12 protein-coding genes are annotated in these 14419 nt (G+C 66.4%); 10 read left to right on the top strand and 2 right to left on the bottom strand.

Translation table 11 applies throughout. The annotated features are described in order from the left end of the window. Together htpG and NFW30_RS12780 are read left to right on the top strand one after the other, a co-directional pair. Nucleotides 1-1163, top strand: a 1163-nt coding sequence (gene htpG / locus NFW30_RS12785; RefSeq protein WP_295372246.1) for a molecular chaperone HtpG, incomplete at its 5' end; no start/stop codon positions are given. Continuing rightward, nucleotides 1163-1672, top strand: coding sequence for a DNA-deoxyinosine glycosylase (locus NFW30_RS12780; protein WP_295353799.1), 510 nt, complete (start codon nucleotides 1163-1165; stop codon nucleotides 1670-1672). The genes htpG and NFW30_RS12780, both read left to right, overlap by 1 nt. Nucleotides 1673-1711: 39 nt before the next feature. On the opposite strand, the gene NFW30_RS12775 is transcribed toward NFW30_RS12780, so the two are convergent. Next, nucleotides 1712-2224 (bottom strand): hypothetical protein, encoded by a 513-nt coding sequence (locus NFW30_RS12775; protein WP_295353797.1) that lies wholly within the window; start codon nucleotides 2222-2224, stop codon nucleotides 1712-1714. A 167-nt stretch (nucleotides 2225-2391) separates the two neighbouring features. On the opposite strand from NFW30_RS12775, the gene NFW30_RS12770 reads away from it, so the two are divergent. The 6 genes from NFW30_RS12770 (at nucleotide 2392) to NFW30_RS12745 (ending at nucleotide 12630) form a co-directional block, all read left to right on the top strand. After that, on the top strand, nucleotides 2392-4185 hold the full coding sequence (locus NFW30_RS12770; RefSeq protein ID WP_295353795.1) for a GspE/PulE family protein: 1794 nt from the start codon (nucleotides 2392-2394) through the stop codon (nucleotides 4183-4185). A 243-nt stretch (nucleotides 4186-4428) separates the two neighbouring features. Further along, nucleotides 4429-6066: an ATP-binding protein gene (locus NFW30_RS12765; RefSeq protein ID WP_295353794.1), complete on the top strand. Its 1638-nt coding sequence runs from the start codon at nucleotides 4429-4431 to the stop codon at nucleotides 6064-6066. Continuing rightward, a complete protein-coding gene (locus NFW30_RS12760; RefSeq protein WP_295353790.1) occupies nucleotides 6063-7709 on the top strand; it encodes an ATP-binding protein in 1647 nt (548 codons plus the stop codon). Before NFW30_RS12765 ends, NFW30_RS12760 begins: the two co-directional genes overlap by 4 nt. 8 nt (nucleotides 7710-7717) lie before the next feature. After that, nucleotides 7718-8245: a response regulator gene (locus tag NFW30_RS12755; RefSeq protein ID WP_295353787.1), complete on the top strand. Its 528-nt coding sequence runs from the start codon at nucleotides 7718-7720 to the stop codon at nucleotides 8243-8245. Next, complete coding sequence (locus NFW30_RS12750) at nucleotides 8242-9558, top strand: diguanylate cyclase (RefSeq protein ID WP_295353784.1); 1317 nt, start codon at nucleotides 8242-8244, stop codon at nucleotides 9556-9558. The genes NFW30_RS12755 and NFW30_RS12750 overlap by 4 nt, the downstream gene beginning before the upstream one ends. Before the next feature lie 3 nt (nucleotides 9559-9561). After that, nucleotides 9562-12630 carry an EAL domain-containing protein gene (locus tag NFW30_RS12745; RefSeq protein ID WP_295353781.1) on the top strand — a complete coding sequence of 1023 codons (3069 nt, stop codon included), beginning with the start codon at nucleotides 9562-9564 and terminating at the stop codon, nucleotides 12628-12630. 50 nt (nucleotides 12631-12680) lie between these two features. Here the strand turns inward: NFW30_RS12745 and NFW30_RS12740 are convergent, their stop codons facing one another. Continuing rightward, nucleotides 12681-12857, bottom strand: a complete 177-nt coding sequence (locus tag NFW30_RS12740; protein ID WP_295353778.1) for a hypothetical protein — start codon at nucleotides 12855-12857, stop codon at nucleotides 12681-12683. Nucleotides 12858-13043: 186 nt separating this feature from the next. Between NFW30_RS12740 and hfq the strand changes: the two genes are divergently transcribed. Then, entirely contained in the window at nucleotides 13044-13280 is a 237-nt protein-coding gene (gene hfq / locus NFW30_RS12735; RefSeq protein WP_295353776.1) for an RNA chaperone Hfq, read from the top strand. A 110-nt stretch (nucleotides 13281-13390) separates the two neighbouring features. Continuing rightward, the coding region (gene hflX / locus NFW30_RS12730) for a GTPase HflX (protein WP_295353774.1) at nucleotides 13391-14419 on the top strand (1029 nt) is incomplete at its 3' end.

Below are 14419 nucleotides of genomic sequence, written 5' to 3'. Positions count from 1 at the left end.
AGTTCTACAAGCACGTCGCGCATGATTTCGAGGATCCGCTGGCGCACGTCCATGCGCGGGTCGAAGGCAAGCAGGAGTACACGCAACTGCTCTACGTTCCGTCGCGGGCGCCGTTCGACCTCTTCGAGCGGACCGCCCGGCACGGCATCAAGCTCTATGTCCGGCGCGTCTTCATCATGGATGACGCGGAGCAGCTGATGCCGCTGTACCTGCGCTTCGTGCGCGGGGTGGTCGACTCGAACGACCTGCCGCTGAACGTCTCGCGCGAGATCCTGCAGCAATCACGCGACATCGAGACGATTCGCGGCGGTTGCGTCAAGCGCGTTCTCGGGCTGCTGGAGAGTCTTGCCGACAGCGAGGACGGGGCGGCGAAGGAGAAGTACGTCAAGTTCTGGAAGGAGTTCGGCCGCGTCCTCAAGGAGGGTGTCGGCGAGGACTTCGCGAACAAGGAGCGGATCGCCAAGCTCCTGCGTTTCGCCTCGACGCAGGCCGACACCGACGAGGAATGCGTCTCGCTGGCCGACTACGTCGCGCGCATGAAGGATGGACAGGAGAAAATCTACTACGTCACGGCGGAAACCTTCACGGCCGCGAAGAACAGCCCGCATCTCGAGATTTTCCGCAAGAAGGGAATCGAGGTGCTGCTGCTGTCGGATCGCGTCGACGAGTGGGTGACCGGCCACCTCACCGAGTTCGACGGCAAGCCACTGCAATCGGTCGCCAAGGGTGGCCTCGACCTCGGCAAGCTCGAGGACGTGGCGGAAAAGGAGGAGGCGGAAAAGGCTGCCGACGAGTACAGGGAACTGATCGACAAGGTGAAGGCAACGCTCGGCGAGAAGGTGAAGGACGTGCGCGTAACGCATCGCCTGACCGATTCGCCGTCCTGCCTGGTTGCCGACCAGCACGACCTCGGTGGCAACCTGCAGCGCATTCTCAAGGCAGCCGGGCAGCAGGCGCCGGCGAGCAGGCCGATTCTCGAGATCAATCCGAAGCACCCGGCGGTGCAGCGGCTGAAGTACGAGGAGGCGCGCTTCGACGACTGGGCCAACCTGCTGCTCGAGCAGGCGACGCTGGCAGAGGGTGGCTCGCTCGATGACCCGGCCGGCTTCGTCAGGCGCATCAACGACCTGATGCTGGCGCTGTCGCTCGCCGGCGGGCGCTGATGGCGGCCGGCAGGCCGGAGCTGCTGTCCGGCTTGCCGCCGATCATCGATGCCGGCGTGCGGACGCTGATTCTCGGGAGTTTTCCCTCACCGGCATCGCTCGCCGCCGCGCACTACTATGCGCACCGGCAGAACCAGTTCTGGCGTCTGCTCGAAGCGCTGTTCGACGAGCCGCTCGTCGCCCTCGACTACGCCGGCAAGCAGCAGTGCCTGTTGCGGCACCGCATCGGGGTCTGGGACGTCTATCGCGAGTGCCGGCGTCGCGGCGCGCTGGATGCTGCCATCGAGTCGGCGGTCGCCAACGACTTCTCGCGCCTGCGCGACGTGGCCCCGCAATTGCGCTGCATCTGCTTCAATGGCCAGACCGCAGGGCGTTTCGCTGACTGGTTCCGGCAGCAGGGCTATGCGACGCACATCCTGCCGTCGACCAGTCCGGCGCATACGCGGGCTTTCGCGGACAAGCTGGCCGCCTGGCGGGCGGCGATTGCCGCCAGCCCGACTGCTGCCTGAGCAGCCGCGCCGCGCGTCTCCGGGCGGCGGCCCGTTGCGCTATCTGGCGGCTGGTGCCAGTGCCTCGCGCAGGCACTGCCGATGCTCGGGACCGATCTTGTCGCGGCACTGTTCGCGCGCCTTCTGGTGGCGCTGGCAGCGGGCCGGGTCGGCCGCCTGGCCGCAGTCGACGGCCGGCATTTTCTCCTGGACGCAGCGCTTGAAGTCGGGACCGTTGCGCTCCTGGCAGGCGGCGTAGGCCTGCTTGCGGGCCTCGCACTGCTGCGGGTTGCGCGCGCGCGAGCAGTCCGTCTGCTGCGCCTGCCGGTGCATGCACTGGCGGCGCTCGCTGCCTGTGCTGTCGCGGCAGGCAGCGCGAACCTGCTCGTGCGCGGCTTGGCGGGCCATGCACTGGGTCGGGTCGGCGGCCTTGCTGCAGTCGGTCGGGCGGCCCATGCCGCTGCCGCCGGCTGGCGTTCCCGGCCCCATTCCGCCGGCTGCGGTCTGCGCGACGGCCGGCAGGGTGAAGAGGGTGCTGGCAATGGCGAGGATGATCAGGGAACTGGCGTGCATCGCTTCCTCCACAGGTAGTCTGGTTGACTGTGGCCGGCGCGCAGCCCGGTGTCCCGGTCGCGCGCCTGGCCGCGGCAGGGCTGCATCATACCCCGTCGCGGCGCGACCATTGAGTCGCGATGGCGCTCTCCGGTATAGTGTCCATACCCCTCCCCGGAAACCCGCACATGCTGCAGGCAACGGTCAACACCGTCCATGAACATCGTCTGACGCTGGCCGAGGTTCTCGGCTGGCTCGTCGCCGACGGCCTCGCCACTGCGGCGGATGCCGACAGCCTGCTCAAGGAGAGCCGTCTCAAGCGTCTGGTGGCGCACCCGCTGGTGATCATCGGCGACCAGAAATGGAAGTCGCAGCTCGAACCGTACCGCCCGCTGACCCTCGACGATCTCGGCGAGTGGCTGGCGCGCCGCGTCGGTCTCGAGTACTACCATATCGATCCGCTGAAGGTCGATTTCACCGCCGTGACCGAAGTGATGTCGAGTGCCTACGCGACACGTTTCGGCGTCCTGCCGGTGGCCGTGACGACGCGGGAAGTGCTGGTGGCGACGACCGAGCCCTTCCTGCGCGACTGGGAAAAGGAGATCCGATCGATCAGCAAGAAGGAGATCAGTCGCGTCCTCGCCAGTCCGGTCGATGTCGCGCGCTATCTGGTCGAGTTCTACAACCTCGCGCGCTCGGTCAAGAAGGCGGCGCAGCTCGGCGGCCCTGCCGGCAACCTGTCCTCGTTCGAGCAACTGGTCGAGCTGGGCCGCACCAATCGACAGTTCGACGCCAACGACCAGCACATCGTCAACATCGTCGACTGGCTGTGGCAGTACGCGTTCGAGCAGCGCGCCAGCGACATCCACATCGAGCCCCGGCGGGAAGTCGGCATCGTTCGCTTCCGCATCGACGGCGTCCTGCATCAGGTGTACCAGATTCCGATGAGCGTCCTCGCGGCGATGATCAATCGCGTCAAGATCCTCGGTCGCATGGACGTCGTCGAGAAGCGCCGCCCGCAGGACGGACGCATCAAGACGCGCACCGCCGACGGCCTGGAGGCCGAACTGCGCCTGTCTACCCTGCCGACGGCCTTCGGCGAGAAGCTGGTGATGCGCATCTTCGATCCCGAGGTGCTGGTGCGGGGTTTTGCCGAACTGGGCTTCTCGGATGACGACCAGGAGCGCTGGAAGACGATGGCCGAGAGGCCGAACGGCATCATCCTGGTCACCGGGCCGACCGGATCGGGAAAGACGACGACCCTCTACTCGACGCTGAAACAGCTGGCGACGCCGGCGGTCAACGTGTGCACGATCGAGGATCCGATCGAGATGGTCGAGCCGGCCTTCAACCAGATGCAGGTGCAGAACGTCATCGACCTCGGTTTTGCACAGGGCGTACGCGCCCTGATGCGGCAGGACCCGGACATCATCATGATTGGCGAAATCCGCGACCTGGAGACCGCCGAAGTGGCGATCCAGGCGGCCCTGACCGGCCACCTGGTGCTGTCGACGCTGCACACCAACGATGCACCGGCAGCGATCACGCGCCTGCTCGACCTCGGCGTGCCATCCTACCTGCTCGGTGCGACGGTGCTCGGCGTGATGGCGCAGCGTCTGGTGCGCATCCTCTGCCCGCATTGCAAGCAGGTGCATCCGGCCAGCCCGGTCGAGGAGACGATGTGGGATCAGCTGGTGGCACCGTGGAAGTCGAACCGCCCGTCGCGCTTCTACCGGCCCGTCGGCTGCCTCGATTGCCGGATGACCGGTTATCTCGGGCGCGTCGGGCTGTACGAGATCCTCATGCTGTCGCCCGAGGTCAAACAGGCGATCAGCGAGAACAAGGACATCGCCAGGATTCGCGAGCTGGCGTTTCGCGAGGGGATGAAGCCCTTGCGCATTTCGGGAGCGATGAAGGTGGCAGCGGGGGTGACGACGCTGGCGGAAGTCTACAAGGTGGCGCCGCCGATCGAACAGAAGTGAACTGGGGCCCCCTTGTCCGCGTGGTGTCGCATGATCGGCCTAAAGGCGCAGGGCTGCCGGGCCGTAACTGGGAACATGGAGCGGCTGTCGGCGCGGAGCGGATGCAGGGTCGTTGCCGTGAATGAGTCCTCGGGGCAGTTGCGTATATGGAGAACGCCGGTTGTGGCGACAAGGTGGCGGCAAGCGCTCGCTTGAGCGGTGTCGAGACGAGTTCGGGGTGGCTCTGGCAATGGAGATGAGCGGATGCACAGCCCGCTGAGCGACGATCCCGATCTCTTTCCCACCCTGCTGCAGGCTGAGGCCGACGAGCCTCCGCCGGCTGCCGGCCGCCCCTGGAAAGTCCTCGTGGCAGACGACGAGGCGGACGTACATGCGGTGCTGCGCCTCGCCTTGCTGGACGTGGTGATCGAAGGTCGCGGCTTGCAGGTGCTCGACGCTTTCTCGGCGGAGGAGGCGAAGGGGCTTCTGGCGGCCCATCCGGACGTCGCCCTGATTCTGCTGGACGTGGTGATGGAGTCGGGTCGGGCGGGCCTCGACCTGATCCGTCACATTCGCGAGCAACTGGCCAACCGTACCGTGCAGATCGTCCTGGTCACTGGCCAGCCGGGCCATGCCCCGCAGCGCGAAGTGATCAGCGGGTACGAGATCGACGGCTATCGGCTGAAGTCGGAACTGCACGGCAACCAGATTTTCGCCCAGGTCCACTCGGCGCTGCGCACCTATCGCCTGATGCGGGAACACGAGCAGTTGCAGCGAGACCTGGAGCTGAAGGTGCGGCAGCTCGACGCGGCGGTGGCCGCCTTGCGCGAGAGTCAGGCCAACTTCATCAGGGCGCAGTCGGTTGCCCACGTCGGCAGCTGGAACTACGAGCTGGCAAGCGACGAGTTGCACCTGTCGGCGGAAACCTGTCGCATCTTCGGCCTGCCGGAAGGCACGGTCGGCAACTACCGCGGGTATCTGGAGCGCGTCTGCAGTGAGGATCGGGCACCGCTCGAGGCGGCGTGGCAGCACTTCCTGCGCGTCGGCGGGGCGTTCGAGCACGAACATCGCATCCGGGTCGGCAACGCGGTCCGCTATGTCCGGCAGCGTGCCGACCTGACCTTTGGTGCCGATGGCAAGCCGCTGCGCAGCCTGGGGACGACGCAGGACATCACCGAGCGCAAGCAGGCCGAAGTGGAGCTCAGGCGCTCGAATGCCGAACTCGAGCAGTTCAGCTACGCCATCTCCCACGACCTGCGGCAACCCCTGCGGATGATTGCCAGCTACCTGCAGCTGCTCGGCACCAGTCTCGCCGACCGGCTGAACGATGAACAGGGCGCGTACTTCGGCTTCGCCATCGAAGGCGCCAAGCGCATGGACCGGATGCTGGTGGCCCTGCTCGAATACTCGCGGGTCGGTCGCCTCGGTGAACCGCCGGCGTGGATCGAAAGCCGCGTCGTACTCGATGAAGCTCTGCTGTTTCTGCAGCCGACGATTGCCGAGGCCGCTGCGACGATCGCCATCGGCGGTGAATGGCCGCGCGTCTTCGTTCGGCCGGACGAGATGCTGCGGCTGTTGCAGAACCTGATCGCGAATGCGGTCAAGTTTCGCCTGCCAGGACGAAAGCCGCAAATCGCGGTGATCAGCCGGATCGCCGGTGCGGAATGGAATCTGGTGGTTGCCGACAACGGTGTCGGCATCGCACCGGAACAGCTGGGCCGCCTCTTTCAGGTCTTTCAGCGGCTGCAGAGCCGTGCCACCTTCGAAGGCAGTGGCGTCGGTCTGGCACTCTGTCGCAAGATTGCCGAGCACCATGGGGGACGCATCTGGGCGGAGTCCGAAGGTGACGGTCGTGGGAGTCGATTCTGCGTCACGCTGCCGATGCCGAGGGAAGGCGCATGACGGCCGCAGCCGTTTCCTCTGTCGGCGAGCGCGCCAGTACGGGCGCCGGCAGCAGCCTGGGCTGTCGGCCACGGCTCGTCGGATTGCTGGCTTTCGTGCTGGCGGGCGCACTGGCTGGTGGGCTGATCTGGCGCCAGGAACAGCAGCGGCAGCGCGAAGCCCGCATCCAGGCCGCCGGCGTCGCCGGTGAACGGTCGCGCGACATCCAGAGCAGCGTCGAGCGGACGTTCGCGCCAACCTATGCACTGGCGGCCATCCTGCAACCGGGAAGGGAGAGCATCGCGGCTTTCACGCCAACTGGCGAGCGGTTGCTGCGTCATTTTCCCGACATCTCGGCGCTGCAACTGGCGCCGACGGGAGTGGTGCGGCAGGTCGTTCCGCTGGCGGGCAACGAGGGCATGATCGGGGTCGATCTGCTGCAAGATGCGGATCTCGGCAGACCTGCGCGACAGAGCCGCAACGGAAGTGTACCGCTGCTGGCCGGACCCATCAGGCTGGAGGGCGGTGGCCTGGAGTTCGCTGCCCTGTTGCCCCTCTCCGGCGATGGCCCGGTCCATGGCCGGGCATTCTGGGGTTTTGCCGTCGCCCGGATCGCCTTGCCGGAACTGCTGCGGGAGAGCGGTCTCGACAATCTGGAAGCACAGGGTTACGCCTACCAGTTGTTCCGCCGCGATCCGGAGACGCGCGCGAAGGAGCTGTTGGCCGCTTCTGTGCGGGCGAACCTGGTCGACCCGGTGGAGAAGGAACTGGTGGTGGCCAACGCGCCCTGGAGCCTGAGCGTGGCGCCGATCGCCGGCTGGTCGGACGTCCGCGGACTCCTGTTGCAGGCGGCTGTGGGCGTGCTTTTCTGCCTCGTGCTGGCGTGGCAGGCGGCATGGCAGGCGAGGCTGATCGCTGCCGCGCGAGCGCACGAACGGACGCTGGAGCTGCGCGTTGCGCAGCGCACCTCGGACTTGCAGCGCTTCGCTGAAGTCACTGCGCACCACCTGCAGGAACCGGCCCGGCGCGTCGCCACCTATGCCGGTCGCCTGCGCAGCCAGCTCAGCGGGCGCGTCGACGACCCCGAGGCGCAGTTGTCACTCGACTTCATTGGCCAGCAGGCGGGGCGGTTGCAGGAACTGCTGCGGGATGCCGAACTCTACCTGTCGGCAGACCAGCCGCGCGGACAGATCGAGTGCTGTGCCGTCGCACCGGTGCTGCAGACCTTGCTGACGAAGCTTGCCGGGCCGATTGCCGAGGCCGGTGCCCGGCTCAGTATCGGCCGGTTGCCGCCGGCCCTGATCGACCCGCCGCGGCTCGGCGACCTGTTTCGCGTCGCGATCGAGAACGCACTGCAACATGGCCGCAGTACGCAGGCGCTGCGCATCGACATCGCCGGCGAGCGCCGCGGCGAATGGGTCGTCTATCACGTCAGCGACAATGGCCCCGGCGTCGAGGAGGCGTATCGTGGACGCGTCTTCCGCGTGTTCGAACGATTGTCGTCGAGCGGCGAGGGAACGGGTGTCGGGCTGGCGATCGTCCGTCGCGTTACCGAGAGCTGCGGTGGACAGGCATGGATCGAGGAGACGCCGGGTGGTGGCTGCCGTCTGGCGCTGCAACTGCCGGCGGCCGAGCCGCCGGCAGGCGTTGGCGGGGTGACATGAGCGGCCCCATGGCGAAGGCGACCGTCGCGACCGCCGTGACCGGCGAGAGTGAGGGACGGGGTGCGCGGATGCTGATCCTGCTGGTCGAGGACGAGCCGGCGGACGCCCATCTGCTGCGTGTGGCGCTGCGTGAAGGCCGGGTCGAGGCGGAGGTCGAGCATGTCGTCGATGGACGCGAGGCACTCGAGTATCTGCGCCGGCAGGGCGGGCGCTTCCGGTCGGCGAGACGCCCGGATCTGATCCTGCTCGACCTCAACATGCCGCGCATGGATGGACGGGAGTTCCTGACCGGGATCAAGGAGGATGAGTCGCTGCGCAGTATTCCGGTCGTCGTCCTGAGCACCTCGGCAGTCGAACGGGACGTGCTTGCCGCCCGTCGTCTCGGTGCCGCCGATTACATCGTCAAGACCGCCGATGTCGGCGTGTTCATCGACGACATCCGTCGGCTCGGCGAGCACTGGTCACGGGCGGCGTTGCTGGCGCACAATGGCAAGCGGACCGCCATCGTGGTCGAGGGCATGGAGAAGAGGAAATGAACGAGTCGACGCCGCAGGTCTCGATTCTGGTGGTCGAGGATGACGCAGGCGACTTTGGCCTGATCAAGGCGCACATCCTGCGCGCCGGTTTGCGCCGCCTCGGCGACGGCGAGCCGCTGGCATGGGCGTCGTCGCTGGTCGATGGCGTGCACATGGCGACCGCCGCCAGACCGGATGTCGTCCTGCTCGACCTCTCGTTGCCCGATTCGACGGGGATTGCGACGGTGCAGATGATGCGCTCGGTGGTGCCCGACGTACCGATCATCGTCCTCACCGGGGCCGACGACCATCAGTTGGCGGCAGCGGCTCTCGAGGCCGGCGCGCAGGATTACCTCGTCAAGGGACAGTTCGAACATGACGCGCTCGGGCGGGCGATCCGGCATGCCGTCGTGCGCCAGAAGCTCGAGTCGCGCCTGCGCCTGTTCGAGGCGGCGCTGAACTCCGCCGCCAACGGCATCGTCATCACCGACGTCGATGCGACGGTGGTGTGGGCCAACCCGGCGTTCACCCGGATGACCGGCATCAGCCTGGCAGAGGCCGTGGGAACAAGGCCGAGCGAAATGCTCAACACCGGGCAACAGGACGATGAGTTCTACCAGCGCATGTGGGAGACGATTCTCGACGGCCGGATCTGGAGCGGCGAGGTCGTCAACCGGCGCAAGGACGGCAGCCTCTACGACGAAGCACTGACGATCTCGCCGGTGACCGACATCAACGGCCGCATCCAGCACTTCGTCGCCATCAAGCAGGACATCTCCGAGCGCAAGGCAAGCGAGGAGCGTGTCCAGCACCTCGCCCACCATGATCAGCTCACCGACCTGCCGAATCGCGCGCTGCTCAGCGATCGCCTGGCGCAGGCGCTGGCACAGGTGCGCCGGGACCGGGCGACACTCGCCCTGATGTTCCTCGATCTCGACCAGTTCAAGCCGGTCAATGACACGCTCGGGCACGATGTCGGCGACCTGTTGCTGCAGGAGGTGGCCCTGCGCCTGAAAGCCTGTGTGCCGCGCGAAACGGATACCGTGGCGCGTCTCGGTGGCGACGAGTTCGTGATCCTGCTGGCGCAGATCGAACGGGCGATGGATGCCGTTCTCGTCGCCAACAAGGTCCTGGCGGCACTCAGGCGGCCCTTCCTGATCGGTCCGCACGCGCTCGACATCTCGGTGAGCATCGGCATCACCGTCTACCCGCAGCACGGCGAAGATGTCGGCCAGTTGCTGAAGAATGCCGATACGGCGATGTACTACGCGAAGAAGGCCGGGCGCAACTGCTACCGGTTCTTCCGGGCAGTGACCGAGGCTGCCGGAGCCTAGCGCGTGGCAGTCAGCAAACCGGAGAGCCGTGACGACGTGGTGCGCCAGCCTGCGCCGGCGACCACTCCTGTCGGCGGTGACGATGATCAGCCGCTGTACTGGGCGCCGTCGATCGCCTTCCTGAAATACACTGGCTGGGCGATCCTGCTCACGGCCTGCGGAGTTCTCGCGACCATCCTGCTGTTGATCCCGGAGCAGCCTCTGCGCGCGCTCGGACCGGCAGCCCTGATCGTCGTCGCGGCTGCGACGCTGCGCTTTCTCGCCCTCGGCAGGCTGCGCGCTTCGCTCGCCGTTCTTGTCTGGGGCACATGGCTTGCGGTCGTCGGCATCACCGTGTTCTACGGTGGTCTGCGCGGCTCGCTGGTGATCCTCTATCCGCTTCTGATCATCACCGGTGGCTGGCTTCTCGGAGCGTGGGCAGCGCTGGCTCTGGCCGCCTTGACCGGTGTCCTGGTCAGTGCCTTGCTGCTGGCCGAGCTGCTGCACTGGTTACCACCTCAGCCGCCGACGCCGGCAATGATGCTTGCCCTGATCCAGCTGGCGGCGATCGTCGTCGCGTTGCTGCTGATCCGCTTTCTCCGCCGCGCGTACCAGCGGCGGATCGCCGATGTGCGGCGCCTTGGCGAGGACCTCGAGCAGCGCAGCGCCGAGTTGCTGGCGAACGCCGCCGAACTTCGTCGGGCGCAGCGGGTGGCGCATGTCGGCAGCTGGATCTGCGACCTGTCAAGCGGCACGATTCGCATGTCGGCAGAGGCCTGTCGCATCTTTGGCGTGCCGGAGGGCTCGACCGGTAGCCTTGCCGGGTTCATGCAGCTGGTACACCCGGATGATCGTGACAGTCTGCAGCAGTACACCGAGGCGGCACTCCGCGGGGAGCCCTTCGACAGCGAGTTGCGCATCGTCACCGACGGCGGCGTACGCTGGGTGGCGCAGCGGGCGGAAGTCGAGTTTGGCGCGGATGGGCGGGCGGTGCGCAGCCTCGGGACGACCCAGGACATCACCGACAGGAAGGAACTGGAAGCGTCGCTGCGTGAGCAGAAGGAGTTCTTCCAGCTGATTTCGGAGAGCATCGGCGAGCACATCGCCGTCCTCGACCTGCAGGGGCGTCGGCTCTACAACAGCCCTTCGTACCGACAGTTCTTTGGCGACATCAGCGAGTTGCCGGGGACCGACTCCTTTGCCGACGTCCATCCCGAAGACCGGGAGACGGTGCGGGATGTATTCCGGCAGACGGTGCGCAGCGGTGTCGGGCAGGCGATCGAGTATCGGTTGCAGCGGCGGGACGGTTCAGTCAGGCACATGAGTTCGGTCGGCCGGGTGATCCGCGATCCGCAGGGGCAACCGCAACGCATTGTCGTCGTCTCGCACGACGTCACCGACCGGCGCCAGGCCGAGCAGTGGGAACGGATCGCCGCCGCTGCATTCGAGTCGGAACAGGGGATGTTCATCACCGACGCCGACGGCGTCATCCTGCGCGTGAACCAGGCTTTTACCGCCATCACTGGCTACAGCGCCGCCGAGGCCGTCGGGCAGACGCCCAGGTTGTTGCGTTCGGGTCGTCACGATGCGCTCTTCTACGCCGCGATGTGCGACAGTCTGGCGCGCAGCGGCGCCTGGCAGGGCGAGATCTGGAACCGGCGCAAGAATGACGAGATCTATCCCGAGTGGCTGACGATCTCGGCGGTGAACGACAGCCAGGGCAGGGTCACCCACTACGTCTCGATGCTCACCGACATCACGCTGCGCAAGGCGACGCAGGAGGAGATCAAGCAACTGGCTTTCTATGATGCGCTGACCGGCCTGCCGAACCGGCGCCTGTTGCATGACCGCCTGCGCATTGCCATGGCGGCAAGCGCCCGTCGCGAGCGGCAGGGCGCCCTGCTGTTCATCGACCTCGACAACTTCAAGACGCTCAACGACACGCTCGGCCACGAGAAGGGGGACCTCCTGCTGCAACAGGTTGCCCGACGGCTGAGCGACTGCGTTCGCGAGCGCGATACCGTTGCCCGCCTGGGGGGCGACGAGTTCGTGGTCATGCTCGAGGACCTCGGAGCGCGCCGCGAGGATGCGGCAAGCCAGTGCCGGATCGTTGGCGAAAAGATCCTCGCCGTTCTCAACCGGCCGTACGATCTCGGCGAGCACGAGTACCACAACACGCCGAGTGTCGGCGTCACGCTCTTCGATGGACAACAGGACGACATCGACGAACTGATGAAGAGGGCCGATCTGGCGATGTACGAGGCCAAGGCGATGGGGCGCAACACCCTGCGTTTCTTCGATCCCCGGATGCAGGCGGTCGTCAGCGCACGCGCCGCACTCGAGCGGGATCTGCGCCAGGCGCTGCAGGCGGGCGAGTTCTTCCTCTGTTATCAGCCGCAGGTCGGCCTGGATGGCCGGTTGCTCGGCGCCGAGGCGCTGCTGCGCTGGCAACACGCGCAGCGCGGCCTGGTCTCGCCGGGCGAGTTCATCCCCCTCGCCGAAGAAACCGGGTTGATCCTCCCTCTGGGCCAGTGGGTCCTGCAGACCGCCTGTGCGCAGCTCGCAGTCTGGTCGGCGAGGGCGGGGCGGTCGGAATTTTCGCTTTCGGTCAACGTCAGCGCACGCCAGTTTCGGCAGCCCAACTTCGTCGACCAGGTGCTGGCCGCCCTCGACGCGGCGGGTGCCAGTCCCCGCAATCTCAAGCTGGAACTCACAGAGAGCATGCTGCTCGACAACGTGCAGGACATCATCGCCAAGATGGCTGCCTTGAAGGCGCGCGGAGTTGGCTTCTCGCTCGACGACTTCGGCACCGGCTACTCGTCGCTGTCGTACCTCAAGCGGTTGCCGCTCGACCAGTTGAAGATCGACCAGTCATTCGTCCGCGATCTGCTCAACGACGCGAACGACGAGGCGATCGCTCGCACGATCGTCGCGCTGGCGCGGAGCCTCGGGCTGGAAGCGATTGCCGAAGGTGTCGAAACGGTCGCCCAGCGCGATGTTCTGGCTGGGCACGGCTGTCATGCCTATCAAGGCTATCTGTTCAGCCGGCCGTTGCCGCTGGCGGAATTCGAGGACTTCCTCGATCGCCACTGATCCGGCGTCGTTCTGCTGGCGTCGCTGGCGGCTGGCTCCGGGGGCGTCCTTCAGGTCGAACCAGGGGGGCTGTCCCCGGGCTCGTCGCTCTCCTCGAGCAGCGTCCGGTTGAGACTTTCGAGATCCCGTCGGTTTTGCCGCAGGAAGAAAACCAGGCCCCACAGCAGTCCGGCAGCGACACCGATGCCCAGGGCGACGGCACCCCAGTCGATGGTTTGCAGCTCCATGCGCATTGCCTCGCGGGTAGTTGAGTGGCAGTCATGCTACGCGTGACCGTCCCGCGAGGGAAGTGCTGCAGGCGCTGGCTGGCGGCTTCGCGTCATCGATTGTCGCGCCCATGCTGGCATGCGACAAGAAAATCAATTATTCTCGAACCTCAACAACGCAAACCCCAACAGGATGGAGCTTCAAGGATGACGAACAAAGGGCAACTCCTACAAGACCCGTTTCTCAACACGCTGCGGCGCGAGCGCGTACCGGTTTCGATTTACCTCGTAAACGGCATCAAGTTGCAGGGGCAGATCGACTCCTTCGATCAGTATGTCGTCCTGCTCAAGAACTCGGTCACCCAGATGGTGTACAAGCACGCCATCTCGACGGTCGTGCCGTCGCGGCCGATCACCCTGCAGCACGAGAACGACGAGGGGTGAGCGGTTCGTGGTCGTGCTGGCGCGCAGTCATGCGGCTGCGCGTCGCCGTACGCGGGTGCCCGGACGGGGAATGCTTGCCGCTGTCCGCCTGCTGACGACTGCGCATCGCGATGGCTGGAGCTGAACGCCGTGCCGGCGGCGAGCGCGCGATCGTCGTTCAGCTCGACTTCGGCGGCGATGATCTCGCCGAGCAGATCGAGGAGGTCTGCCTGCTGGCCAGATCGGCAGGTGCCGAGGTATGCGCGGTCGTGCAGGGGCGCCGACATGCTCCGGATGCGGCGACCTATGCCGGCAAGGGCAAGGTCGAGGAGATCGCTGCCGAGTTGGCGGCGCACGCGGCGGAGCTGGTGCTCTTCAACCATGAACTGAGTGCTGCCCAGGAGCGCAACCTGGAGCGGGCATTGCAGTGCCGCGTCATCGACCGGACCAGCCTCATCCTCGACATCTTCGCGCAGCGGGCGAAGAGTTCCGAGGGCAAGCTGCAAGTCGAACTGGCGCAGCTCGAGCATCTGGCAACGCGTCTGGTGCGTGGCTGGACCCACCTCGAGCGCCAGACGGGCGGCATCGGCCTGCGCGGACCGGGCGAAACGCAGCTCGAGACCGATCGCCGCCTGCTCGGCATCCGCGTGCGCACGCTCAAGGGACGCCTCGCCCGCCTCGAGCGTCAGCGCGGGGTGCAGCGCAAGGCGCGGGCACGTGGCGAACTTCTGAGTGTCTCGCTCGTCGGCTATACCAACGCCGGCAAGTCGACCCTGTTCAATGCGTTGACGCATGCCGGGGTCTATGCCGCCGACCAGTTGTTCGCCACTCTCGACACGACGACACGCAAGCTCTGGTTGCCCGAGGCAGGGCACATCGTCCTTTCGGATACGGTCGGTTTCATCCGCAAGCTGCCCCATTCACTGGTTGCGGCCTTCCACGCGACACTCGAGGCAACGGCGGAGGCGGACCTGCTGCTGCACGTCGTAGACTCGGCGAGCCCCGCGCGTGACGACCAGGTGGCGGACGTCAACCAGGTCCTGGTCGAGATCGGGGCGGCTGGTGTGCCGCAACTGATGGTGCTCAACAAGCTCGATCTCACGGGGCCACCAGTTCTCATTTCGACCCCCATGGCCGGGAGTGGTGAGGTTCAGGACGAT

Source organism: Accumulibacter sp. (genome assembly GCF_023806635.1).
Taxonomy (GTDB): domain Bacteria; phylum Pseudomonadota; class Gammaproteobacteria; order Burkholderiales; family Rhodocyclaceae; genus Accumulibacter.
The sequence above is the reverse complement of the archived record's forward strand: the minus strand, read 5'-3'. Positions and strand labels throughout refer to the sequence as shown.